Here is a 23,833-nt window from a genome sequence, read left to right on the forward strand (position 1 = left end):
GACCGAACAGACCGGCTCCCTGGCTGACACGGGAGCCGGTCTGTTTGCATGCACCGCGGCTCAAGCCAACGGCTAGCTATAAACGGCCCCCAGATAGTCCGCAGCATCTCTTGTGATGTGATGAGCGAAGCATGCCTCACTGGGCAGCTGCCGCTGTCTGCACCACTGCAATGCGTCCTCGCTACTGTCGAACCGCGTCGGGGCGAGCACCGTCCAGCGACCGGTTAGCATTCCTGCAAACGAGTCACTTGATACCACGAGCGCGCCGTACTGTTCGCGCAGTCGCGAATAGTCCTCGAATGCCCGAGCGTCATTTTCCTCGCTCCCACCCGCATCCGAAGCTAGTTGCGCCGCCCAGCTGCCTGCGATCGTCGCGTCGACGACTGCCTCGTCCTGCGCCGCCGCACTCTGCACGTCGACCGCTGCCGGCAGACTGGGGTCATTCGCAAAGTACTGCTCTAGCATGTGCGCCACACCAGCCACGATCGCCATGCAAACGAACAGGGCCAGGATCGGCACAAGCGGATTGTCAAGGCGCGAGCGCCGGTCGCGCTTGGAGGACCGCCGCCGCGTGGTCGGCGGCGCCTCTGGCGGCAGTACATGGTTGCCGCTGCGCGGTCGGGGCATAGCCGGTCGCGAGCTCCCAGCGGGCCTCCCTGCAGGAGCCGGTGTCCTAAAGTTCTCTGCGTCCGCTGGCGGCTCCTGGCTGCGGATCGGACCACCGCCAGGCCTCATTGCGGCAGGTGGAGGTGGCGGTCCTGGTAGGCCTGGCCTGATCGGAGCAGCAGCTCCGTCGGCGGAAGCTCGCTCGGTGACACGCGGTTCCGCAGACGTAACGCGACGCTGCCGCTCCGGCTCGTCGGCCAGCTTTGCGCTTTCCTGGACCTGCCTGACCTGCAGGACTTGACTTCGTTGGTACAGCGTCCAAACGGCGTCGCGCCATGCCACGCCTGGCTCCAGCGCGACGAGTGAATCACGGAGACGCTTGGAGATACACGACTTCGAGCTGAGGGAACAGGTCTCCTCGGACTTGATGTCAAAGCGGACATCTGCACGCAGCTCTACTACGTCGTGCTGGATCCGGCCACGCTTCGCCTTTTCAATAGCGAAAGAGATGCTTGCGGGTCCGTCCTTTAATTTGACGTCGACCCGTTGACCCGGAGTTTCACTTACTGCGCTAGCCAGAATGTTGTGCGGCACATTGAACGTCTGCCACAGTAAGCCATTAGACAGCGGAACAGGCACTCGCACCTCACCGTGCTCACCCCGCCCGGCCCCTTCCGCCTCAAATGCGGCCGCCTTGGACTTATACGACCGTGCCGAAACGATCGCTTCGTTGCTGCGGCCGGCACCTGTTTTCGACCGGGAACCGTTCCTAAGCTGCTCGCGGATGTGGCCGACCAAAGACACCGCGCGGGTGGCGGCCGGCCCTGGCATCACCTCACCATGCAGACGTAAGCCAGGCTTCAAGTCACGGATTAATTGCGCATCGCCACGACATGCACTCAGCGAGTATTGGTAGGTCGTGGCCGACGATTTCGAATCAAAGTTGCCCACCAAGAAGCGACCGCGACCGTCGGCCCGATGTAAGAACTGGAAGCTGCGGCCAGCGACGTCGACGACATCCCCGGCGACAATCTCGACGGTACTGCCCAGTTCAAGGTCAGCGTTGACTGCCGGATCACCGCTGAACGCTGCATTGAGCACGGTCCAGTCGAGAAGCACGTCGACGCCCCGCGCATGTACGTTATAGCCGACTACTTCGTACGAGTCGGGCTGCAGGCCTGATGGCAGCGCACCGCGATCCATCCGGAGATTGACCTTATCGAGCACGTGCGCTTGCCGCTCACGAGCGACCGCCATCATATCTTCGGTGCCGTCGGCGGTGGCCGATGGTGACAGGTTGGCTTCACTACCGACGACCACGCCCGTTGACGGATCGATGTCACTCGCGGCGGTGTCGACGGGCTCGCCTGATCGGTCCTCGCCGGCCGCTATCGTCCGCCCGACCGGCCACGAGTCGTCTTGCGTGGAGGTTATGGTTGCCCAAACTGAGCTGGCCGACTCCGGCACCTGCGACACCGCAGGACTCTGCGGCGGCCGGCACAGCACGACCGAATCGACCGCGCTCGACGGAAACGTGCGCTCGTCGGCCCCCTCCGGATGGTCCAGTCGCAGCCGCGCGCCGACCGGGTACTGCATGATCGCAGCGGCCAGCACCTGCTCTTGAACGGCTTGTTGCTCGACGGCTGCCCGGTCCTCTGCTTCGATCGCCCGCAGCAGTAGCTCGAATGATTTAGACCGGGCAGGATCGGGATTCGTCGCCACATCAAGCGCCCATGGAACAACAGCGACAGGACTTGAGATGTACGTCGTAGCCGCTCGGCCCGTTGAAGTCGAGGCCGCTTTGCGCCCGAGCGGAATGATGTGACCTGCGATATCCTTTAGATCATACCGCTTGTCAAGCACGTACGTGATAGCCGAATCTGCATCAGACGCATATGTGCGCGCTTGGACCCGGCTACAAGTCCGCTGACTGTAACCGACTGAGATAGCGGCCCGCACCCGGTGCGCAAGCGCTGGATTTGTTGGTCTACGCACCTCCTCCTTCATCGCCGCCGACAGCATGGCGAGGACTGACCGCCGCAGCTCTGCTAACTGCAGCAGCATGTCGTGGTTCAGCCAGAACTCAGACGCAAACGCTTGGCGATAGGCCGAGTCTTGCCAGGGCAGCGCGGATGGGTCGGCCTGCTCCCAGGCCGCAACGACCCGCAGCACCCATGCAATGTCATCGTCGCCGGCCGCGAAGGCGGCGCGCCGCCGCTCCAGCTGTAAAGCCCACTCTGTGGCTACCGTCGGCAGTTTCGGTAACCGCAGAAATAGGTTATCCAGCTTAACTTGCTCGAAGCCGCGCGGCGAATGGGCCGTGTCGAGCAGCGCCAGTGCAGTAGCAACTTCCGGCGCACACGCCAACTGGTCGGCACACATGACCGCTAGCCCGAACGACGTGCCGTGCGCGCCGAACCGGCCAGTCTCCTTGCCGAAGCGTGTGAGCTGCTCACGCTCGTTTACCACGCCGTTTTGCCGGAGCATTTTGTCGGCCCGCACCAGTTCGGCACGGAACGTCTTTGCCGCACTTCGAGCGTCGTCATCGAGATGGCCATGGTCGTGCAACGCGGGCCAGCTCAACGAGGCGAGATCGTCGATTCCAGCCGCCTTGACTTTGACCACCAGCTGTTCAAGATTGCTGGTAGTGGACCCCGACCGGGTATTCTCTGGCAGCTTCTTAAAGTCGACGTATGAATACAGCGGGAATACCCAGCCGGGCGCGTCCCGGCCGACCCTGCCCCACCGCTGCCGCAGACCTGCCTGGCTATGCGGGCCGGTCTCGAAATCCGCCATTGCCGTTTCAGCGTCGTACAGCGGCTTGACCGCCAGGCCACTGTCGACGACGAAGCGCACGCCGCTCACGGTGAGCGAGGTTTCGGCCAAGCTGGTTGCGATGACGACCTTCCGCTTATCCCCAGCCTTCCGCGGCGCGAGTGCAGCTTCTTTGTGGCTCAACGGTGCCGCCTGCACCAGGCCAAAGAGGTCGGTCCGCGTCGGATCCATGCGCGATTCGATGTGTTCAATGGCCGTGCGCATCAATTTCTGGGACGGAAGGAAGGCCAGCACGTCGCCGTGGATGCGGTGGTCGTCGAGATGCCGGACAAGTTCCAGCACGTGTGTGGCGACCGAGTCGGCCATAGAGGTGCGCCACGCAGCCCCCGGCTGCGGATCCGAGAAGCGAAGCGCCGAGAGGCTGTCCGTCACCGCACGGAGATCCTCGCCGTTAACGGGAGCGTTGGGCCAGTGCTGGTCACGCCAAGCTTCGTATGACTCCAACGGCGGGTGGGCGGGCCGCTCGCTGCCGTCCGCTTCCCGCACCGGCTCGCAGCTGCACGAGAATTCTTGCGGACCGTTGGTCGAAGCGAAGAACGGTGCGCCGTAGCCAAAGCTCTTCTCGGCAGGCACCTCGTCGGTATGGACGCGCTCCTCGCCAAAGTAGCTCGCGAAGAAGCTGACATCGAATGTTGCGGAGGTGACGATGACGCGTAGGTGTGGGTAACGGTCGAGCTCGCGGTTCAGGTAAGCGAGGATGAAGTCGATATTAACATTGCGCTCATGCGCCTCATCGACGATGACCGTGCCAATACCGTGCAGCCGACCCTCGGTGATCCAGTTGACCATCGTGCCATCAGTGACATAGACGAGCTGGCATGCTGGATCGTGGTGCTTCTTCTCCGATACCTGGTAGCCGACCTGGTAGCCGGGACCGATGTGCCGCGCGCAGTCGGACACCACGCAGCTCGCGAGCTTCGGACCGGGATGATCACCGACGTGCGGCCGGTCGCAAGCCACCGGATCGTCGCAGCTCTCGCCGCTCGCCCCGTCGGGGCCGTCCGGGTGGGCCGCCGGGTTAAAGCTGCCGTGGTCGGGGTCGTTGCACTCTTTGAGTGGGCAACCGATGACCAGCTTCTCGCCGACGAAGCGGGCGACGCCAGTCGCGGCCTGGATCCGGGGCTCCGTGACGACGATCGGGCCGTAGTCGGTCAGCCGCAGGTCGTCGGCGTTCGGTGGTGACATCAGCCGGAAGGGCGCGAATGTCGACTTCCCAGTCCCGGTACCAGCTTTCAGGATCAGAACCCGCCGCTCCTTGAGCTTCCGCAGCATGCGGCTGATGTCGACGTCGGTCATGCCGACCTGAAAGTCGTTTAGGGCGACGTGGCTGCTCACGGGGCGATGAATCGACGGCAGCGGCCCCAGCCCGCCCAGAGGACCGAGCGGTCCGTCGCTGCCGTCATGTCCTACGGCCGGTCCGAGCGTCCGGAGGTCGACGTACGGCACGGCGAGCGCGCGGATGGCTTGGGTATGGAGCTGGCGGTGTCGGCTACAGCGATCCGTCCGGCTACCGCCGCGCTCGACTAACCGCTGCGCCCAGTTCTCGTTGTAGGCGAACTCCTGGCTCGCCAGCTCGGCGGCCGAAGGGGAATCGTCGGACCCGGCCGTCTCTCGGATGCAGTCTTTACAGCGGACGATCCGCGTTGTCGAACTGGCGAATCCACGCTTCGGAGTAGTCAAGCCCACCACACCTCGCCCGGCGTGAAGTTCGCCGTCTCAATGTGCGTTGTTTCCTGCGCTGTCGTCGGCCGGGGAGCAACGTAGAACATCGGCACCACAGCCAACCTGCCGGGCTGGTCGAGCATCCGCTGCGTCGCAGCCCGGTAAACGCCAAGTACTGCTGCTTCCAGACCGGTCTGGTACATGTACACGACCGCGGGCCGGTCTCTGGTCAGCCGCGCGAATTGCTCGAGCGACTGCTCATAGGCCAGGATGTCGGTCTCGCCGATAGGCCGCGGTTGCGAGATGTCAGCGTTGCGGAGCCAGGCACCCTGCACTACAGCGTCCATCTCTGTATGCCGGATCGAGAGCATGGCAAAGCGGTACTGGAGCCACTCAATCGGCGGCGTGCCACCACGCAGCGGCAGACACCGCAGCGGGAAGTCCGGACCACGGGAACCATCGCGGTACACCACGGGCAGTCGCCGCTGAGGCTGGCCGGTCCGCTCCACATACTTCCGCAGGCCGTCGGTCAGCACCCGGTTGTTAATCCCGCTCGGTCGGATGACTGCCTCGGGATCGTCGCCGTCGAGTGCCGTCTCAATCTGCCGGTGGAACCGCTTCTCGACAGCTCGGCTTCCGGTCAGCTCGACACCACGAGGGCCGATGGCACGCCAGACCTTGGCCGGCTGACGGAGGTTGGCTTGCGGACTCGCTGCTGTCGCTCCGGGGCCGAACGGGCGGCGGATTTCCACCGCAATATCGCCGCTGCGGAACCAAGGTCGGGCGGCGGCCAGGGCGGACGACGGCGGTTCGTCATTGGCACCGCGGTAGAACACCCGGGCGGTTGGAGCCTGCGGCAGATCTGGCTCCTGCACAGCCTCCGCGCCCGAGGTCAACGCCACCAAGGCGCGTCGCTCAAGCTCGGTAGCCAGCTTCTCGAAGCGGATCACGTCCGTACGGTCGCCCGGCAGTGCCAGCGGCACGCGGGCCGCGGCGGCCTCGATGTCCAGTAACAGCTGCTCGAGCCCGGCACCGGGGAGCCGTACCAGCCACGCTTCTTCCCGGCTCATGCGCGTGAGATCCGCGCGGTGAGCAGCTTGCGCTCGATCGCCTGGTCCAGTTCGGCCAGCCGGTCCGGACAGTGCAACACGCCGAGACCGCCGGCCTCGGCCCGAGCGAGCGCGTCTTGCAGGACGTCACGCGGTACCAGTAAGGCTGCGCGCTGGCCAGCCGGCGCATCGTGTTGCTGCACGGTGCGCCAGTCCTCCTCGGTCGGATGAGTACGCGGGACGACCACCAGGTCCTCACCGGGTTGGAGGCGCAGCGGTGCCGCCCGACCGGATTGCCATGGCACCGGGCCAGCAGCCACGCCGGTGAAGCGGACGGCCGCCGTCTCCGGTGAGACCTGCCAGGCGACGCCCACACGGTCGTCTTCGAAAACCCTGACGTCGGACGCGGCAGCAGCGCTGTCGACGTGGTCGAGGCGATCGCGCAGCATGCCGGCCATCAGCGCTGCTCGGCATAGCTCGGACTCGGCTTGCCGGGCTGGCCGGTCACGCCAGTCGGCACCGCCACAGAGGATCGAGCCCACTCGTGGCGTGGTGGCCAGCAGGAAGTCGAGCTCGATCGCCCGCCACACCGGCATCATGAGCGTGAAGCACAGCCGCTCCGGTGTGGTCAATCCGACCTGGACTGCGGCGTCGACGCGCTGACGGAGTTCATCCGGCATCGGGGTGACGGCCAAGAACAGCTCACGAGCCTCGGTGGGCGAGATCGCCGCCGGGTCTTCGACACCGAGCCCGACACCGACCGTGCGCCCATAGCGGCGCAAGCTGGCCGGTACCTGCCCTTCCGGGTGGCCGTCGTACTTGGCGTCGACGTCGACGACTTCACCCGTTGACGTTGTGCCCTTCGCTCGGACCGACGCAGGACGGTCGAAGCGAATTTCCATCGTGCCGCCACTCTGGAAGGTGTCGCAGAGCATCTGGGCCGCCAGCGCCCTGGTGCCCTCGTGCGCGGCAACGTGGGGGACCTCGCAGGTCTGCCAGGCGGGCACGGCCATGCCGTCGATGGCGGCGTCGTGCTGGAAGGCCGCGTAGGCAATGACCACGTTCTGGCAGGCGATGCGGGTCGGGCGGAGGACGAAGTCACGTGGCCGCTTGCCGGCGTCGACGTACTGCAGCCGGTAGGCCGGGCTGATCTCGTTAAGCATGCGCTCGATTCCGGGACCACGGGCTTCGAGCTCGTCGGCAACCGACTCGGCATACAGCAGGCAGTCGGTGTCGAGCACCGCTGCCTGGTCGGCCGCCCGTGTGTGGTCCAGCGTCAGGTGCCAACGGACGACGGCACCCTCGCCCGGTAGGCGCGGACCATCTGCGCTCGACAGCACTACGCAGGCGAAGGATCGTTCGTCGAGGATCAGCAGCGGGAGCAGGTTGGGGTGAAGCGGTGTCCCTGTCGAGTCGGACACCCGCTCGGCCCAGCCCATAGTCAATCGGCCATCGCCAGTCGGCGACAGCAGCGCTCCGGCCAGCCGGTCGGGCAAGGCACTGTCGAAGATGGCCGCCAGTGATGGGGTCAAGGCGAGGTCGCGAGTAGCCGCGTAGGCGGAGAGTGCATCTTCGGTCTGAACTTCAGGCAAGACGGGAACCTTGTCTACCAACGTATCCAGCACAAATGATCTTGACCTGGGGAGCCAGCGTTTCAGACAGAGAGCCACCCTCCTTGACGGACTCTGACAGGACCGGCAACGTTCTCGGCACCAGACCTGTCGGTCTAGCGGCCAGAAGGGTTACAGACGTGGCTTGTGGTGGACCGCCGGAGGAGTTTGTCCGGTTCGGCGAGCGCGTGACGATTACCGGGCAGTTCGACGCCAGGGACGCACTTGCGAGTATCGAACGGTCACTCAACGAACTGAAGCAATCAAGTGCTCTCGACTCAATTCGTCGCGATTTGCGCCAGCAGGAATCGGAGCTGATCGAACAGCGTCGAAACGGTGCTAAGGTGACTGCACTGCGCGAGACCGAAAAACGCGTCGGTAAACTGCGGCGAAGGCTTCGGGCCGTAGCCTCCGCCACAACGTCGCCCGATCATTCGGACTTTCTGCGTGGAGTTCAGCACGAGTTTGCCGAAATGGCCGACAGACGGCAGAATCCGCTCGCCGGTGACGTTACGGAAGCACCCGTAATCGCAACGTACGATACAGCCGCGAGGCTGGGGATGATAGTGGTGGCCGCGGCCCAATCTAAGCAGGAGATCGACTCAAGTCACATCTTCGAACCTCAGCTCGACGCAGACAGAAAGACATTTTACGGACTCCATTATTGCGAGGATTTACCAGCAAGTTTCCGATCGGTCGGCCAGACAACTTTGCAAGAAGTTACCGGCGACACCAAGGTTCGAAACATCGAATGGTCGAAGGATGGCGTGATCTATTCGAAGATAGTTACTTCACTATTCAGCCCCACGATGTCGCCACTCGAAGTACTGAGCGAGATTCGCACAGCCTTCACTAACCGCGATCCCGAGCAAGATCATTTCCGTAAAGGTCCACCACCATTGATTCACTGGACCGGAACATCACGCAGCGGCCGCACAATCCTTGGATTTTGTACGCCTGATCGAAGCTATATTGTTTCAGGTTACCCTGACATCCCGAAAAGATCTATTGATTCTGAGTAAACAGAGGGCTATAGTTAACGACTGATGACTTTTAAGTTAACTTACACTCTAGAAGACCCGAATGACCCAGCCACTCTTCGCGTAGATACTGGCGAGCAGCTTCTCGATCACATGTTTGCTGAAATTCGTGACGACTTCGACACCTGCCGAGACTTGGCGGAAGTGATTTCAGGACCGAGACTTATCGTCGCAGTATGCGAATCGTTTCGCATAGACCTCCGCGATTCTAGCGTGGCGATCGTATCTGGAATCTGGCCTGGCACTGGCAGAGATGGAGGTCAGTCGCTATCTATTCCCAGATCCGACCTGGCCGCCCTTATCAGTCGATACCTGACTGACGCTCACAGGATGCGAAATTCCTCAAACATCAGATACTAATCTTACGCAGCTGCTGCCTACGTGCCACTTTGGCCATCAAGGATATCTAGGACTTTCGCAGCCGTCACGCCAAGCGGCCGCAAGACCTGGCGCAGCTCAATCACATCAAGCCGCCGCTCCCCCGACTCATACTTGCTGACGAACGACTGCGGTTCATCGAGCGCTTCAGCCAGCTGCACCTGAGTGAGCCCCGCTTCGAGCCGCAACTGCTTCAGCACGGCGCAGAGCTTGCGGTACTCGGCGGAGTAGATCGACTTGTCCACGGAGACCACCGCAGTGGCGGTCTTGGCAATATCCCAAAATCGGATACTCTCCGGACGTCGCCGACCTCGGCGGCCGGGCCACCGGTCCGGTCCACGGCGGCATCCCCCGGGCAGCCGAGGAGGTGGATCATGACCAAGACCGTCGGCAGCGGTGGTGGCGGCGGCTGACCTCTCGGGTCAGCTCCCCCAGATGGACGGACTCCCCGCAGCGTGGATTGGACGCTGCGGGGAGTTCCGCATTTCGAACGTTAGCAGTTTAGAGATCGAATTCTGCTATACTTGATCTCGATACATGCGCGACAGCCTGCAACGTCTCTACGAAACCAAGCTCGCCTTTCTGGCGACGGTTTTCACGTTGCTCGGGGCCGGGCTACTCGTCCTCGGACACCTCGACTCGCAGGTTGAAGCACTGTCCTGGCTCCGGTCGCTCCCCGTCACCGATCTCGGCTCGGCGCTCTTTACCACTGGCCTGATCGCCGTCGTCTTCGAGTATCTCGATAGCAAGGACAGTGAACAGCGGGCCACCGTCCGGCTGCGCCGAGTTCTCGAGGAGCAGGCGCCGGCCATGCGTGACGCGGTCATCGCCGGTTTCGCGTTCGACGCCAGCGATCTCAAGCGCGTGTCTTCGCCGGAGGTACTCGACCGGGTCACCCGGAACAGCCTGGCCATCCAGCTCGGCGACCAGCCGTTCGCCGATGCGGTCTACGAGAACCTGAAGGCTCAGGCCCTGCGGGCTGGCGAGCGCTGGCACGACCTACGGGTCACCATCGACCTGTCCCCGTGGAATGGGCGTGGCCGCAAGGGCAGCACACCGCTGTACGTCGCGACCATGCGCTGGGAATACTCCGTCGTGCCGAGCACTAACGTCCGGCGCTTCGCCTGCGTCGAGGGTGGCCGCGAGTACCGCGACCTGCTCCAGGAACCGGCCAGCACCTTCGCGTGGCGCTTCACACCAGTCAACGGACTGCGCGCCGACCAGCCAGAGGCCTTCGAGCTGGTCCAGTTCAGTGTCGATGGCGACGAGCGTCCGATCCGCCGCACCGCCCGCGAGGGCAGCCAGCTGTACAGCGTCAGTATCGGCAAGGCGGCCGTCGAAGCCAACGCTCGGGTGCGGCTGTCGTACACCTACCGCACGCTGCTGCGTAGCGACGGTCATCTGCTCTATTTCAGCCTCAGCCAGCCGACCGAGGACGCCCGCATCGACCTCCGGTACGGCGACACCAACATCACGGCAGTCCGCGTCCTGGACTTCTTCGGCGGCTCGAAGACCAGTGTGCTCCGCGCGCCCGAAACGCTGCCGGAGCCGAGCGTGGCGGTTGAGCTCGACGGCTGGGCGTTGCCCGGCAGCGGGCTGGCGTTCGTGTGGGACGAGTCCAAGTAGGGCGATTGGACAGCATCCGCCATCTGCGATGGAGCGCGCTCAATCAGTCAGCCGGACAGTCGGGCACTGCGGGGTCGGTGTTGGTCGGTGCCCTGCCGTCACTCGGTATCGGGTCGCCGTTCTGGAAGCTGTTGGCAACGGCGTAGTACCGCCCGAACCATGGGGCACCTTCCAGGCGATAGAAGTAGCCGTCCGGGTACGCCGACGCGAACGGCACGGCGTAGACCTTGCAGCTGACCTCCACGCGCTGTAGCGGCCCCACTGGCGGACCGTCGGCAGCGCCACCGAGCGGGTTCGAGTAGGTGGGTGTGCCGAGGCTGCCCTGCTGTTCGGCGAAACGCTGCCCGGTCGAGCCACTCGGTAGGCCTGGTGCTGCCGCGCCAGCCTCCTGCTGTGCCGAGGGTGACGCGTTGTGGACGACGGCGAGGGCGATGCCGCCGCCGATCAGAAGCGCCGCAAGGACACAGCTGCCGACGACCAGGTGCCGTGGCCGCACCCGCCGATGCTCCGCCAACGGTTGAGCGACAGAATCGTCTGGCTCGGTTGCCCCTGTCGCCGCAGTTCGTACATCCGACGTCTCTGCTTCCGGCCGTCCGCCGGTCGCAACTGCCCGGTGCCACAGCAGCGCAGCAAGCGCCTCCAGCGCGCGGTCTTCCCTGCCGTCCTTCCGTTTGAAACTTTCAGGTGTCACGCCGAGATGTTTGGCCGCGATGAGCCGCAGCGCGGACGGCGTCTCCTTGTCGTAGTCGTCAGATAGGCCGTAGATGATGATCAGCACCTTGCGGTGCTGGACTGCGTCCAGCTGGTCGATACCCGTGCGCAGCAGACGTGCGATTCGGAGTGACCGGCTCTCACCGACCTCACATGTCGGCAGTGCCGCTGCGAGCTCATCGAGACGCTCCGTCACGACCGGCTTGTTCGCTGAGCTGTCGAGATTCGCCGGACCACGCTCACGTACCGACTTCAATTCTCTGAAGACTTCCCGCACTTGGCGAGCGTGCTCGTTCATATGCTCAGACACTAGCGTGGGAGACGGTCCTGTCTAGTCGATCTTGACCAAAATGCAAATCTATGCGAAGCTAATTTTCATATTATGAGCAGCGAGCACTATCCGGGAATTCCAGAGGAAATTGGACCACAGCCTGATCACGGCCGGGAACCGTACGCCGACCAGATGTTTCCGTACCCTGGCGAGCTGCCAATCGGGGTCAGCCATGAGCGCTTTGGCGATCGCGCCGAAGAGATCGGCTACCTGGTACAGCTGGCGAACTTTATCGACGAACTTGTCAATGACCCCGTCCATGGTCGGCAACAAGGGGTCGACTCGGCGACCGACCTGCTCGGTTGGTACGGCCGACAAGTAGCCATCAACGACCCAGCCCATGCGCGCAACGTGATCGAGGCGCTGGAGTGGCACGGCAACCGCCAGGCCGCCTTCTACGTTGCCCGCGACATCCGTGTACAGCTGGGACTGCCGCCCCTGGACCTCGACGACCGCGGCTTCGCCGGATGATCACCCGGACGGCCTAACTACCGCTTTTGCAGCCCTCTGATCTGCGGTGATGTAGGGGTGGTGTGTCGTTCATGCGCCCCCGCTGTGGCACTTCGGTGGCGACATTTGCACGGTCACGTCGTTGTTTCGGCCTCGGCAACCCGGTCAGCGTCGGTGTGGCAAGCAGCAGCCCACCGGAAGGACCGAAGCGATCATGTTCCGTCTCCCCCGCCGCCTCGACGAGGTGGCACCCGCCGGCCGTGACGCCGTCGCGCGTCGCCTGTCCGGCAGCCCCCAGGTGCCCGCCCGCATCGGCCGGGCCGTCAGCGAGGGCGTGGCCGTCGAGCACGGCCGTGGCCTCATCCAGGCCGCCCGGGTACGCGCCCTGGAGTACGTCGGCAACGAGGCCCTGCACGCCACTGCCACGCTGACCGACCTGGAGGCGCTGTACTTGCAGCGCAACCCGCTCGGTGAGGCCCGCTACCGGGCGATCGCCGACAGCGCGGCTATCGGGCTGGCGCGCATCGTGACCGAGACCGGGCAGTCGTGATGGCCGCCCTACTGGTGGCGGTGGTCATCGGCGCGATCGTCGGGCTGGTCGCCTGGGGCGGCTGGTGGCTGGCGATAGCGCTGCTGCGCCGGGAGCGCGAACGGCTCATGGTGGAGCGTGCCGAGCTCGATCTGGGCTGGCAGACGCTCGATCGGACCGCCCGAATACGGCAGACGTTCCTGGCCGCTCATCAGGCCCTGCGCCATGAAGCACAGCGCCAGTACCGCGGTGGCGATCAGTGAGCCGGGATGGTGCCGAGTCGCTGCGGCGGGCGGTGACAACTCGGCGAGCTGAGCTGACCCAGCGCGCACAGCGAGCAGCCGACATCGTGACCGTCCGGCGGGCGATCCAGGGCGTCAGCTTGTGGGAGCAGATGCGCGGCGAGATCCAAGCTCAGGGTGCCGACGACGGTCCGGTTCACGGCCGCTAATCGCCCCCCTATCCGGCACGTGGTGCCGGGCCACAACCTCCCGACGGGCGTGGCCCGGCCCACCCGGAACCGAAACGACTGCACCGGATCGGGCGTCACGTTGGGTGCACGTGGGCAGCAGCAGACTCTTGGAGCCAGTTGATATGGGCAGATCACACACGCCACTGACCGGCCGGATCGTCGGCTATGCCGTTCTGGTGATGGTTGTCGCGGTGGCCGCGCGCACGACCTACGAACTGCTGGCCCCGCTGCTGCCGTGGCTGAGTGGCCTCGTAGTGCTCGGCGCGATTGGCTACTGGGTGCAATCGCGGCGCTTCTAAAGTAATACAAAAATGGCCTGGCTATCAGATGCCAGGCCATACCGTTCGGTGTTGTCAAATATGTGAAGATGCTTGCAAAAATATAGCGTTGTTCGCATAGTTAGTCCGGAGCCCTCAGAGGTGCCACAACATAAGCGGTATCAACTTGCAAGTATGACCGCTTCTACGATTAGACACGACTGAGAGGCTCGCGGTAGTAACCTAACCGCTCCCCCGAAGTGAGGGAACACCGAATCATTTAACACCCAGTCGACCTATTCGTCAAGGGTAGTTATTGCAATGATTCGCGTCGGCGACCTCTGTTCTCGATGTGAGCGGAGAGAGGCAATTATTAAAAATGTCTGAACCCAGCATCTCGCGAGCGATTCCCGTGCGAGCTGAGCCGCACGAGCAGCCGGCCATCCGTCGGCTGGCGCGGGCCTGTATTGCCCTGGCCCGCTGGCGACGCGAACAGCCCGACGCCGTGGCACTGGACGCTGACGAGTCGCCGGACACGTCCCGGCAGGACGCCTCGTGAACGGCTTGACCTGGTTCGCTGCCCACCCGCCGCGCGGCCTGAGCCATGACGACGTCACCCGGCTGGTCCGGACCTTGGCTGGTCGGCCCCGACGCGGCGTCGTCCAGCGACTCGTCCCCATCGTTGTCTTCTAGCTGCGTCTGGCCCGCGCGGAGGTCCGCTGGCTGGTGGCGACCGATGACTGGATGGCCGCCTCCATGCTGGCCGAGCTGCGCGCCCAGGTCCCTGGGCTGACGCTGACCCGCACCACACAGCCGGAGCGCCCGGTCATGACCAGCGCCCGAGAACTGCGCTTCCGTGGTCTGGCCTACCCGCTGCGGCTCGACACCGCCGCGGCCGTCGCCAGCGGCCTCTACCAGCTGGCCGGTCGCCTGACGAAGCAGGAGCGGGCGGTCGTGCAGTGGATTATCGGGCCGAGCAACGACCGTCGTGTCCAGCCGCCGGAAGTCCTCGACCCCCTGACGGCGCTCGGTTTCAAGGAGCCGCTGACCCCAGCCGGTGAGGCGCAGCTGTGGAAGGCCAAGATCGCTGAACCGCTGTTCGGGGTACGTGGCCGCATCGGCGTCGAGGTAGACGATCCAGCTCGGGCGGACACCCTGCTGCGCGGCTTACAGACCGGGCTCTGGCTGGCGGCCGGACCGCACTCGCCACTGACGCACAGCCGCCAATCGGCCCGCACCGCACGGCGGCTGCATCTGGTGGCCGGGCGGGGCCGCAGCTGGTCGAGCCTGGTCAACGCCGCCGAATTGGCGGTGCTGCTGGGATGGCCGGTCGACGGTGCCCTGCCGCCGAACCAGGCGCTCGGTCTGGCCGCTCCGCCGACGGGTCTGCTGTCGGATGACGACCAACCGGACGCCCGCGCGTTGGGCCGGGCGCTGCATCCCAGCGCAGCGGGCCGGTCGGTAACGCTGCCCGTCAACGCCGCGCTCAGTCACAGCCACGTCATCGGACCGACCGGAGCCGGTAAGAGCACGTTGCTGACCCAGCTGATCCTGGCCGACGCTGCCGCCGGCCGGAGCGTGCTGCTGGTCGAGCCGAAGGGCGATTTGGTGCGCGACGTGCTGGCGCGGCTACCCGAGGATCGGCACGACGACGTGGTGGTCATCGAGCCGGGTGAGCAGTCGGCCGTGGTCGGCCTCAACCCGCTGGCCGGTCCGGCCATCGAGGCCGAGCGCCGGGCCGACGAGCTGCTCGGGCTGTTCCGGGAGCTGTTCGGATCTGCCATCGGGCCACGCAGTGCCGACGTGCTGCTGCACGCCCTCATCACCGCCGCCCGGCTGGACGGCGGCACGCTCATCGACGTCCCGGCGCTGCTGACCCGGGCTGATTTCCGCCGCCGCGTCCTGCCCGGGGTCAGCGACCCGTTGGTGCTGGCCCCGTTCTGGGCCGGCTTCGAGGCGTACTCCGACACCCAGCGTCAGACGGTCATCGCCCCGATCCAGAACAAGCTGCGCGCCATCACCGCCCGATCCGCGCTGCGACGGATGCTCGGCCAGCCGGTGCCAGCCTTCGCCCTCGACGAGTTGTTCGCCCGCCCGCACATCGTGCTGATCAACCTCAACAAGGGGCTCATCGGGCCGGAGACCACCCGGCTGCTTGGTGCGCTGGTGCTTCAGCAGCTCTGGCGGACCATCCAGCGCCGCGCCGCGACTCCCGCGAAGGACCGGGCACCGGTCATGGTGGTCGTCGACGAGTGGCAGGACTTCGTGGCCGCGCTCGACTTCGCCGACGTGCTGTCCACATCCCGGGGTCTCGGTGTCGGCTGGACCTTGGCCCACCAACACCTCGGCCAGCTCAGTAGCGACCTGCGTGCGGCGGTGCTGGCCAACGCCCGTAACCGTGTCGCCTTCCGTCCGGCCCAGGCCGACCAGCGTGACCTGGCCGCCGTGCTCGGCAGCGGCGTTGGCACGGCTGAGCTCGACGAGCTGGCCGCCTATCAGGCCGTCGCCCGGGTGCAGGTTGGCGGCGCGCTCAGCGATGCCTTCGCGGTGCAGACGGTGCCGCCGCCCGCGCCGCGCTTCAGCCCCGTCCGTCTGAGCCGCGCCAGCTTGGCCCGCTACGGCGTGGCCGGGGCCGACGTCGACGATCAGATCCAGGCCCGCTGGCAACCACCGAAGTCCACCACCGACTCCCCCATTGGCAGCCGCCGGAGGCCGTCATGACCAACATCTATCCCTTCCCTCATTCCGCCGACCGCCCGTCCGATCGCAACGACGCCGGCAGCGCCCCGACCAGCGGACACGTCCGCGATCCCGCTGCGACAGTTCCGCTCCGACGGAGCGGAAACCCCCGGCCGGCCCGGGCGCGCACCCTCGCCCGCCATCTGACGGATCGCGACCGCCAGATCCTGCGTTCGTTAGCCGACTTCCGCCTCATGACCGGCCAGCAGCTCGGACAGCTGCATGTCGATGGACAGACCCCGGCCACCGCCGCCCGGCGTCGTCGTAGCGTCCTGCAGCGCCTCGCCGACTGCGGTGCCATCCAGCGGCTGGAACGGCGCATCGGCGGCATCCGGGCTGGCTCCGACGGCCAGCTGTTCGCCCTCACCCCGCTCGGGCTTACGGCGCTGCGTCTGCACGATCCCGAAGTCCCGAACCACCGGGTACGGCTCATCGGCGACACCGCGCCCGGCTTCCAAGACCATCTGCTGGCCATCACCGAGCTGTATGTCCAGCTCCGCGAAGCCGACGACGGGCACCACATCGAGCTGCTGGACTTCCAGACCGAACCGGCCGCCTGGCGACGCTTCACCGGCCCGGCCGGGGAGACCATCCCCCTCAAACCCGACGCCTACCTCAGCCTCGGACTCGGCGAGCTGGAGCAGCGCAGCTTCGTCGAGGTCGACCTGGCCACCGAGAGCCTGAACGTCGTCGCCCGCAAGTGCCGCCGCTACCTCGAGTACTGGCAGACCGGCACTGAACAGGCAGCGCACGGCGTCTTCCCGCGCGTCTGGTGGCTCGTCCCGCATACCCGCCGCGAGCTGCGGCTGCGCGAGCTCGTCGCCGGCTTTGCGCCCATCGAACAGGCCCTGTTCGCCGTCGGCCAACTCGACGACGCCGCCGCGCTGCTGACCACTCCCGTCACCAGCTTCAGCACGGAGGAGCCATCATGAACGACCATCAGCATGACCAGCCGTTCACCGAGCTGCCCCGCCGTCAGATCCTTATCGGCGACGCCCGCAGCCAGCTGCAACGGCTACCTGGCGACTCCATCGACTGCGTCGTCACCAGCCCGCCCTACTTCGGTCTGCGCGATTACGGCCACCCCGAGCAGCTCGGCTCCGAACCGGACATCCAGGCCTGGGTGAAGAACCTCGTCGCCGTCGCCGGTGAGCTGCGGCGGGTGCTGCGCCCGGACGGCACGGTCTGGCTCAACGTCGGCGACGGCTTCAGCCGCCATCCCCGCGAGGGCACCACGAAGAAGGGCCTGCTGCTCGGCCCGCAGCGCCTCGCCCTGGCGCTCCAAGACGACGGCTGGCTCGTTCGCAACTACATCATCTGGGCCAAGCGCAACCCAATGCCCAGCAGCATGACCGACCGGCTGACCTGCGGCCACGAGACCGTCCTGCTGCTGACGAAGCGTCCCCACTACTACTTCGACCTCGATGCCATCCGCGTCCCGGCCACCACCAGCGCCGTCCCTCCGAATCGGGCCAGCACGGCGGCCCGGCCGCACTACCCGCCGATGGACGCCGTGCCGCACCACGGCCGCAGCCCACGGGTCGACCTCAACCGTGGATTGGCCAGCCTGAAGGCAGCCGGGTTGCAGCACCACCCGCTCGGCCGCAACCCGGGCGACGTCTGGCAGTTCTCAACCGCCAGCTACCGCGGGGCACACTTCGCCGTCTTCCCCGCCGACCTGGCCCGCCGCCCCGTTCTGGCTGGCACTCCGGAGCGCCGCTGCACCAGCTGCGCCACGCCGTGGCGACGTGCCCCGCAGCGCCGTGGCACCCGGCTCCTGGCCGTCGGTCCGCTGCGGCCCGTCTGCACCTGCCGAAGCCCCTGGCAACCCGGCGTGGTGCTCGATCCCTTCATGGGCACCGGCACGGTCGCCACCGTCGCCGAAGCGGCAGACCGGGACTGGCTCGGCATCGAGCTGAATCCCACGTACGGCGCACTGGCCTGGTCGCGCATTGCCGCCGCTCGCGGCCAGCCACGCAACGGCGCCGACGCCAGCGGACCGATCGCATAACAACCTGACGCCCTGAGAGGAGGAGCCACTATGGAACGACCACCCCACAACCAGCACGAGCCGGATCCGGAGCTGCCGGCCGACGACGAAGCCCGCATCACCCGCGGTATCGCCGAAGCCATGGCCAGCAGCGGCCTGATCGACGACGCCACCGCCCGGCGCATCGCCGCCCGGCTGCACGGTGGCCAGGACACCGCCCTGTGCACGCTGGCCAGCAGCGGTGCGCTTGAAGACGACCTGGCTATCGAGATTGCCGACGCCACCGGCGCACTCCCGATGACCTACGAGACCTGGGGCGACGCCCTGCTCGACTACGTCCACGACCGGACCCGAGCCCATGACCGTGGACCCCGCCAGGCCTGGGACCTGCTGACCTCCGACGACCCCACCGAAGCCGCCCAGGCTGCCGACAACAACCAGCAGCAGCACCGCCGAGCGCTGTTCGAGCGCTACGTCAGCCTCGGCATCAACCCCGAGGACGCCATCAGCGCCATCGAGGCCGACGACCTGCTGCACGCCGACTGGCCGGACGCCCAATCCAATGCTCCGCCCGAGGGCGATACCGAGCAGCACCCCGAGAACTGAATAAGCAGGAGACCCTCGCCATGGAACGACACCACACCCCCGAAGGAGGTGAACATGACTACGACACCCCGCGCTTCGACTTCACCGGCGAGCAGCCAACCGACGAGCTGCCCCGCCTCGATCCTGAAGACAACGACCGGCTAGATCCGCCGCGCATTCGTCTGGTTGACGCTAGCGCTGGCGTGCCGGAGGACGAACCACCAGTCAGCATCTGGCTCGACGCCGACACTAACCGCGAGGATCTGGAGGAGGCCGTCCACGACTTACTCCGCGCCTCGCCGAGTGACGGCCCGCACGGTTACCGCATTGCCGAGACCCGCGGGTTCGAGGGCTTCACCATCACCGAGCACGAGGACCTTGGCACCGTCGCCAGGGTCGCTCGCGGCATCGCCCGCCACGGGCGCGCCTTCGTCGCCTACCTGGACTATGTCGGGGCCGTGACGCCTGAGGCTGTCGACGCCTTTCCCGGCTACTACGCCGGCAGCTATCCCGATGTCGGAGCCTGGGCACGGACCGTCGCCGACGAACTCGGCTGGACCACGCAGCTCGACGAGACCGTCCAGCAGCCGCTCCGCGACTACCTGGCCATCGACTACCAGCGTTTCGGCCGTGACCTGACGTACGACCACCACGTCGTTGAAGACGGGGAAGCCCGGGCCATCTACGTCTTCCGGCTCCATGTCTGAGCCTCGCCCGTTCCTGCCACCACGTGCCTCGTCGGTGGCCTGCGGCCGATCCCAAGCGCATCCACCCGGAGGATCGCCGGCCGCACCACACCGAGGAGGTGACGGGGTCATGACCGATCCCACCAAAACCAGCGTCAAGACGCTGGGAGTCCGTCTGCCCGATGACTTGCACGCCCAGTTCGTGCTCGTCGCCGGACTGGATGGCCTGAGCCTCGGCGACGCCGTCAAGCGCGCCGTCGAGCTCTACGTCACCAGCAAGCAGAACGAGGACGGCTTCGCCGAGCGCGCCACCGCCGTGCTCGAGGACATCGAGCGCGAGGCCGCCGCCCGCCGCGCCGCCATCCAGGGCCTGTTCGGCACCCCGCCGACCAACACCAGCGATGACGGCACCAAGCCGGCCACCGGCCGCACCCGCGGACCCGCCAACGCCCGGAAGGACGGACCCACCGCCAGCTGAAGCCTCAGCTAGAGCGGACAACCACCCCTCAACCCGGCGGGGAGTTCTCTTGCAGTCGGCTCACGCCGATTCGAGAACTCCCTGCCGGAACACCAAGTCAATAGCGACGATCAGGCATCTCGGTACCGGTCCGAGTCCTCCATGGCGATGATTTCGGCCAGCTCCTTCTCGTGCATGGCCGCGACGTCCTCGCCCTTGAGTGCGTCAAGCAGCAAGCGCAGGTAGCGCTCGTCGCCGATCTGAGCCAGCAGCTTGCGGTTGGCCTCGATCCACTGCTGCTCAGTGACCGTGGCCAGGTGCGGCTCCGCCAGCTTTGGCGCGATGTTGATTGCGTAATACGGGTTGACGACCAAAGCCTCAGCGAAGGCGCGTGATGTTGCGGATGAGTTGATCTGCATACCTCTCGAATTATGCTCCGGTCGTACCAATCATGCAAATGCCCGCCATGCATTTCTTGGCATCACGCCAGCGTCCTGAGAAAATTGGAACGGCCGCAATTATGCAACTTAGGAAAGGAGATCCTATGGACATCCCCGACAACTACGAATCCGAGCGAGTCGACAAGCGACGGCATGACCGTCGGCGAGTCATCGACGAGATGCGCGAACCCCGCTCCCCTGCGCAGCACGCCGCCGCCTCGGTCGAGCCCAGTTCGCCGCGCCGCCGGCCTATCGCCGCGAAGACACGACACGGCGGCACCGCCGTTGTCTACGTGCGAGTCAGTACCCGGGAACAGGCCCGCACTGGCGGTGGCGAGGAGGGTTACTCAATCCCGGCGCAGCGGACGGCATGCATCGAGAAGGCTCACCAGCTCGGGGCCGAAGTAGTCGGCGTCTACGTCGATGCCGGCGAGTCAGCCAAGACCGCCCGGCGACCCCAGCTGCAGCAGATGCTCCGCGACGTCGACGAGCTGCACCCGGACTACGTCATCGTCCACAAGATCGACCGACTCGCCCGGAACCGGGCTGACGACATCGCCATCAACATGGCGCTGCGCAAGGCGGGGTCCGAGCTGGTGTCGTGCATGGAGAACATCTCCGACACTCCGTCGGGCAAGTTCCTCTACAACATCATGGCCGACATGGCGCAGTTCTACTCGGACAACCTGGCGCAGGAGGTCAAGAAGGGGCTGGTCGCGAAGGCCGTCGACGGCGGCACACCGTTCAAGTCTCCACTGGGCTACCTGCACCGGCGCGACTACCGCGACGGTGTACAGGTGTCCTGGGTGGAAGCCGATCCGGACCGGGGCCCACTCGTGACGTGGGGATTCACGCAGTACGCCACCGGCGAGTGGACCGCGAAGCGACTGCTGGCGGCCTTGCAGGAGAAGGGCCTGACGACGCGGAAGACGGCCCAGCGACCCGAGCGAGAGCTAACCCTGACCTCGCTGCTGAACATGTTGCGCAACCCGTACTACATGGGCGTCGTCAGCTACCAAGGCATCACCTACGAAGGCAAGCACGCGGCGCTCGTCAAGCCCGACGTCTGGCTTCGTGTGCAGGACGTTCTCGCCGCCCACGCTCACGCTGGAGAGAAGGACCGCGTCCACACCCACTACCTGCGTGGCACAATCTTCTGCGGCCAGTGCGGCAAGCGACTGATCTTCACCCGCAACGTCGGCCGGCGTGGCATCGCCTACGACTACTTCATGTGTCCTAAGCGGCACAACGACAAGGTGCACTGCCCTCAGCGCCTGGTCCGGGTGGAACGCATCGAGGCTGGCGTTGAGGTGCTCTACGAGCGCATCCAGCTGCCCGCTGAGACCGCCGACAGCATCCGTCTCGGCATCCAGGCTGAGATGAGCGCTGAGACCGGCGAGGCCCACCGGCAGGCAGAGCAGGCGGCCAAGGACCTGGACAAGCTGGGACGCGAACGCACAGCCCTCATGCGGGCCCACTACGACGGTGCCGTACCGACCGAACTGCTGAAGGCCGAGATGGACCGGCTCACCCGAGCCATGGCCCGAGCGCAGCGCGGCGTCGATTCAAGCAAGCGGCACCTGGACGAGGTCGAAGGACTGGTCGACCAGGCGCTGGCCATCGCCGCGCAGGTCCATAACCAGTACGTCGCTGCACCTGAACAGATCCGGCGACGGATCAACCAGGGCTTCTTCCACAGGCTGTGGATCGACGAGGAAGGGCACGTGGCCCGCTACGAGCTGACCGAGCCGTTCAAGGCCCTACTCGAACACGGTCATGGCGGCATGATCAGGACCGACGGGCCAGGGCGACCGGACGGCCGACCGGACGGAGGGGCCGGGCCGGATGACGCAGGACAGCCTGACCTGGGCACAAATGACAACACCCCGACCTCTGTTGGAGGTCGGGGTGTGAAAAAGACATATATGGTGGAGCTGAGGGGAATCGAACCCCTGACCTTCTCGATGCGAACGAGACGCGCTACCAACTGCGCTACAGCCCCGCGGTCAGCCCTCGCGGGCTGACCTGGAGAACACTAACAGACCCCTACGCGCCCACCGCAGGGCGGTGGGGTGGCAGCGCGTCGAGATCGTCGGGCTCCTCCTCGGCGTCCACGTCGACCAGCGACGTCCCGGCCGGCACGGGCGGCGGCGGCGCCGCCACGAGCTTCGGCAGGGACGACTCGTGGGCCGCGTCGACCTTGCCGTCGACGGTGCGCCGGTAGGCCGGCAGGACGCCGAGCGGCTCCCCGGTCCCGCGGACCCGGGTGGGCTCGCCGTCGTCGGCGGTCCAGTCCGTGTCGTCGTCGGGCTCCGCGGTCGCGACGTCCGGGACCGCCGTGCCGACGAGGTCCGTGCCGGCGTCCTCGCGGTCGAGCCGCTCCTCGTCCGCCTCGCGGTCGGTGCCGGCCCGGCGCCGGGTGCCGGCGAGCCGGGCGGCCCGGCGGGCCCGGATCGACTCCTCGATCCGCACCTGCCGGCGCAGGTAGGTGAGGTAGCCGACCAGCAGGGCGCCGAGCCCGCCGGTCACCCACCAGAACACGGGCGCGACGAGGAACCCGGCCACGCCGCTCGCCACCAGCAGGAGGAGCAGCCCCAGGACGACGCGCTGGCGGAACGCGTACTTGGCGTGCGCGTGCGCGGCCGCGGCTTCGGGGTCGTAGCCGCCGCGGCCGGGGCGGTAGCGCACCGGGGCGGGCTCCCACTCCTCGTCGTCGGCGAGGTCGTCGGCGAGGTCGTCGGACCGGCCGGTGTCCGCCCCGGCTGCGCGGGACCCGGTGCCGTGCTCGTCCGCGTGGTCCGCGGCGTCGTGCCGGTCGTCGTCGGCCCGGTCGTTCTCGTACCGGTCGCCCTCGTACCGGTCGTCGAGATCGGCGTCGTCGAACCCGGCGGGGTCGTGATCGGACCCGCCACCCCGGGTGCCGGTGTCGTACCCGGCGACGTCGGCGCGGACCGCCCCGGCGAACCGGGGGTCGCGCTCCCGGCCGCTCGGGACGTCGCCGTAGCCGTCGAGGCCGTGGACATGACCGTCGTCGTCGATCTCGGCGTCGTCGGTGCAGCGGACGTCGTGGTCGTGGTCGAACCGGTCGTCCCGGCTCTCGACCAGCTCGCCCACCGTGCTCGGTCCGGACCGTTCCATCACAGGTACCTCCGGGAATCGATGCCGCATCGGACGTTCGAGCACCCGCCCGGACAGCAGCGCCGGACTCAGCCGGGCCACCTCCTGCTGGCGCCGCGCGACGGTCGGTACCAGGATCAGCAGCCACAGCACGACCAGCCCCACGAAGATCAGTGAGCTGGGCAACGGGCTGCCTCCTCCCCCGACCGGCGCAGTCCTGGAGTGAGCAGGCCCCGATCCCGCTCACCGAGGATCACCGTAAT

The 23,833-nt window shown here is 66.3% G+C and carries 20 protein-coding genes, 1 tRNA gene and 1 pseudogene; 13 read left to right on the forward strand and 9 right to left on the reverse strand.

The features are described 5' to 3' along the window. Positions 1-72: 72 nt before the first annotated feature. From WIS52_RS14920 to WIS52_RS14930, 3 genes are all read right to left on the reverse strand, one after another. On the reverse strand, positions 73-4,776 hold the full coding sequence (locus WIS52_RS14920; RefSeq protein ID WP_349298834.1) for a helicase-related protein: 4,704 nt from the start codon (positions 4,774-4,776) through the stop codon (positions 73-75). A 341-nt stretch (positions 4,777-5,117) separates the two neighbouring features. Beyond that, positions 5,118-6,173 (reverse strand): hypothetical protein, encoded by a 1,056-nt coding sequence (locus tag WIS52_RS14925; protein ID WP_349298835.1) that lies wholly within the window; start codon positions 6,171-6,173, stop codon positions 5,118-5,120. Continuing rightward, a complete protein-coding gene (locus WIS52_RS14930; protein ID WP_349298836.1) occupies positions 6,170-7,777 on the reverse strand; it encodes a hypothetical protein in 1,608 nt (535 codons plus the stop codon). The genes WIS52_RS14925 and WIS52_RS14930 overlap by 4 nt, the downstream gene beginning before the upstream one ends. A 2-nt stretch (positions 7,778-7,779) precedes the next feature. On the opposite strand from WIS52_RS14930, the gene WIS52_RS14935 reads away from it, so the two are divergent. Continuing rightward, positions 7,780-8,784 carry a hypothetical protein gene (locus tag WIS52_RS14935; RefSeq protein ID WP_349298837.1) on the forward strand — a complete coding sequence of 335 codons (1,005 nt, stop codon included), beginning with the start codon at positions 7,780-7,782 and terminating at the stop codon, positions 8,782-8,784. A 395-nt stretch (positions 8,785-9,179) separates the two neighbouring features. On the opposite strand, the gene WIS52_RS14940 is transcribed toward WIS52_RS14935, so the two are convergent. Next, positions 9,180-9,425, reverse strand: coding sequence for a helix-turn-helix domain-containing protein (locus WIS52_RS14940; RefSeq protein ID WP_349298838.1), 246 nt, complete (start codon positions 9,423-9,425; stop codon positions 9,180-9,182). Positions 9,426-9,717: 292 nt separating this feature from the next. Here WIS52_RS14940 and WIS52_RS14945 point away from each other — a divergent pair, with 292 nt between their 5' ends. After that, on the forward strand, positions 9,718-10,806 hold the full coding sequence (locus WIS52_RS14945; protein ID WP_349298839.1) for a hypothetical protein: 1,089 nt from the start codon (positions 9,718-9,720) through the stop codon (positions 10,804-10,806). A gap of 43 nt (positions 10,807-10,849) precedes the next feature. Here WIS52_RS14945 and WIS52_RS14950 read toward each other — a convergent pair whose 3' ends face one another. Then, positions 10,850-11,815: a hypothetical protein gene (locus WIS52_RS14950; protein ID WP_349298840.1), complete on the reverse strand. Its 966-nt coding sequence runs from the start codon at positions 11,813-11,815 to the stop codon at positions 10,850-10,852. Positions 11,816-11,899: 84 nt separating this feature from the next. On the opposite strand from WIS52_RS14950, the gene WIS52_RS14955 reads away from it, so the two are divergent. From WIS52_RS14955 to WIS52_RS15000, 10 genes are all read left to right on the forward strand, one after another. Next, complete coding sequence (locus WIS52_RS14955; protein ID WP_349298841.1) at positions 11,900-12,319, forward strand: hypothetical protein; 420 nt, start codon at positions 11,900-11,902, stop codon at positions 12,317-12,319. A 193-nt stretch (positions 12,320-12,512) separates the two neighbouring features. Continuing rightward, entirely contained in the window at positions 12,513-12,848 is a 336-nt protein-coding gene (locus tag WIS52_RS14960) for a hypothetical protein (protein WP_349298842.1), read from the forward strand. Next, complete coding sequence (locus WIS52_RS14965) at positions 12,848-13,090, forward strand: hypothetical protein (protein ID WP_349298843.1); 243 nt, start codon at positions 12,848-12,850, stop codon at positions 13,088-13,090. The genes WIS52_RS14960 and WIS52_RS14965 overlap by 1 nt, the downstream gene beginning before the upstream one ends. 298 nt (positions 13,091-13,388) lie before the next feature. Then, positions 13,389-13,598, forward strand: coding sequence for a hypothetical protein (locus WIS52_RS14970; protein WP_349298844.1), 210 nt, complete (start codon positions 13,389-13,391; stop codon positions 13,596-13,598). A 684-nt stretch (positions 13,599-14,282) separates the two neighbouring features. Next, on the forward strand, positions 14,283-16,277 hold the full coding sequence (locus WIS52_RS14975) for a type IV secretory system conjugative DNA transfer family protein (RefSeq protein ID WP_349298845.1): 1,995 nt from the start codon (positions 14,283-14,285) through the stop codon (positions 16,275-16,277). Further along, a complete protein-coding gene (locus tag WIS52_RS14980) occupies positions 16,274-17,227 on the forward strand; it encodes a replication-relaxation family protein (RefSeq protein WP_349298846.1) in 954 nt (317 codons plus the stop codon). The genes WIS52_RS14975 and WIS52_RS14980 overlap by 4 nt, the downstream gene beginning before the upstream one ends. Then, positions 17,224-18,306 carry a DNA-methyltransferase gene (locus tag WIS52_RS14985; protein WP_349298847.1) on the forward strand — a complete coding sequence of 361 codons (1,083 nt, stop codon included), beginning with the start codon at positions 17,224-17,226 and terminating at the stop codon, positions 18,304-18,306. The genes WIS52_RS14980 and WIS52_RS14985 overlap by 4 nt, the downstream gene beginning before the upstream one ends. Before the next feature lie 30 nt (positions 18,307-18,336). Further along, entirely contained in the window at positions 18,337-18,891 is a 555-nt protein-coding gene (locus tag WIS52_RS14990) for a hypothetical protein (protein WP_349298848.1), read from the forward strand. A 20-nt stretch (positions 18,892-18,911) separates the two neighbouring features. After that, entirely contained in the window at positions 18,912-19,577 is a 666-nt protein-coding gene (locus tag WIS52_RS14995; RefSeq protein ID WP_349298849.1) for an antirestriction protein ArdA, read from the forward strand. 109 nt (positions 19,578-19,686) lie between these two features. Continuing rightward, positions 19,687-20,034, forward strand: a complete 348-nt coding sequence (locus WIS52_RS15000) for a hypothetical protein (RefSeq protein WP_349298850.1) — start codon at positions 19,687-19,689, stop codon at positions 20,032-20,034. A 110-nt stretch (positions 20,035-20,144) separates the two neighbouring features. Here WIS52_RS15000 and WIS52_RS15005 read toward each other — a convergent pair whose 3' ends face one another. Then, positions 20,145-20,432: a hypothetical protein gene (locus WIS52_RS15005; protein WP_349298851.1), complete on the reverse strand. Its 288-nt coding sequence runs from the start codon at positions 20,430-20,432 to the stop codon at positions 20,145-20,147. A gap of 200 nt (positions 20,433-20,632) precedes the next feature. Here WIS52_RS15005 and WIS52_RS31705 point away from each other — a divergent pair. Further along, positions 20,633-21,700: pseudogene (locus WIS52_RS31705) on the forward strand (recombinase family protein); the annotation flags it as partial. Positions 21,701-22,018: 318 nt separating this feature from the next. On the opposite strand, the gene WIS52_RS15015 reads toward WIS52_RS31705, so the two are convergent. The 3 genes from WIS52_RS15015 to sepX form a co-directional block, all read right to left on the reverse strand. Then, positions 22,019-22,177, reverse strand: a complete 159-nt coding sequence (locus WIS52_RS15015) for a hypothetical protein (protein ID WP_349298853.1) — start codon at positions 22,175-22,177, stop codon at positions 22,019-22,021. Positions 22,178-22,379: 202 nt separating this feature from the next. Next, a tRNA-Ala gene (locus tag WIS52_RS15020) sits at positions 22,380-22,455 on the reverse strand. Positions 22,456-22,499: 44 nt separating this feature from the next. Next, a complete protein-coding gene (sepX, locus tag WIS52_RS15025; RefSeq protein WP_349298854.1) occupies positions 22,500-23,756 on the reverse strand; it encodes a divisome protein SepX/GlpR in 1,257 nt (418 codons plus the stop codon). Between the last annotated feature and the right edge of the window lie 77 nt (positions 23,757-23,833).

This window comes from Pseudonocardia nematodicida, from assembly GCF_040105385.1.
Lineage (GTDB): Bacteria > Actinomycetota > Actinomycetes > Mycobacteriales > Pseudonocardiaceae > Pseudonocardia > Pseudonocardia nematodicida.

What these genes read in the sequence shown, in the direction of transcription:
- WIS52_RS14925 (WP_349298835.1), bottom strand. Translation starts at nt 6,173, where the DNA reads ATGAGCCGGGAAGAAGCGTGGCTGGTACGGCTCCCCGGTGCCGGGCTC.
- WIS52_RS14935 (WP_349298837.1), top strand. Translation starts at nt 7,780, where the DNA reads ATGATCTTGACCTGGGGAGCCAGCGTTTCAGACAGAGAGCCACCCTCC.
- WIS52_RS14945 (WP_349298839.1), top strand. Translation starts at nt 9,718, where the DNA reads ATGCGCGACAGCCTGCAACGTCTCTACGAAACCAAGCTCGCCTTTCTG.
- WIS52_RS14950 (WP_349298840.1), bottom strand. Translation starts at nt 11,815, where the DNA reads ATGAACGAGCACGCTCGCCAAGTGCGGGAAGTCTTCAGAGAATTGAAG.
- WIS52_RS14955 (WP_349298841.1), top strand. Translation starts at nt 11,900, where the DNA reads ATGAGCAGCGAGCACTATCCGGGAATTCCAGAGGAAATTGGACCACAG.
- WIS52_RS14960 (WP_349298842.1), top strand. Translation starts at nt 12,513, where the DNA reads ATGTTCCGTCTCCCCCGCCGCCTCGACGAGGTGGCACCCGCCGGCCGT.
- WIS52_RS14965 (WP_349298843.1), top strand. Translation starts at nt 12,848, where the DNA reads ATGGCCGCCCTACTGGTGGCGGTGGTCATCGGCGCGATCGTCGGGCTG.
- WIS52_RS14980 (WP_349298846.1), top strand. Translation starts at nt 16,274, where the DNA reads ATGACCAACATCTATCCCTTCCCTCATTCCGCCGACCGCCCGTCCGAT.
- WIS52_RS14985 (WP_349298847.1), top strand. Translation starts at nt 17,224, where the DNA reads ATGAACGACCATCAGCATGACCAGCCGTTCACCGAGCTGCCCCGCCGT.
- WIS52_RS14990 (WP_349298848.1), top strand. Translation starts at nt 18,337, where the DNA reads ATGGAACGACCACCCCACAACCAGCACGAGCCGGATCCGGAGCTGCCG.
- WIS52_RS14995 (WP_349298849.1), top strand. Translation starts at nt 18,912, where the DNA reads ATGGAACGACACCACACCCCCGAAGGAGGTGAACATGACTACGACACC.
- WIS52_RS15000 (WP_349298850.1), top strand. Translation starts at nt 19,687, where the DNA reads ATGACCGATCCCACCAAAACCAGCGTCAAGACGCTGGGAGTCCGTCTG.
- WIS52_RS15005 (WP_349298851.1), bottom strand. Translation starts at nt 20,432, where the DNA reads ATGCAGATCAACTCATCCGCAACATCACGCGCCTTCGCTGAGGCTTTG.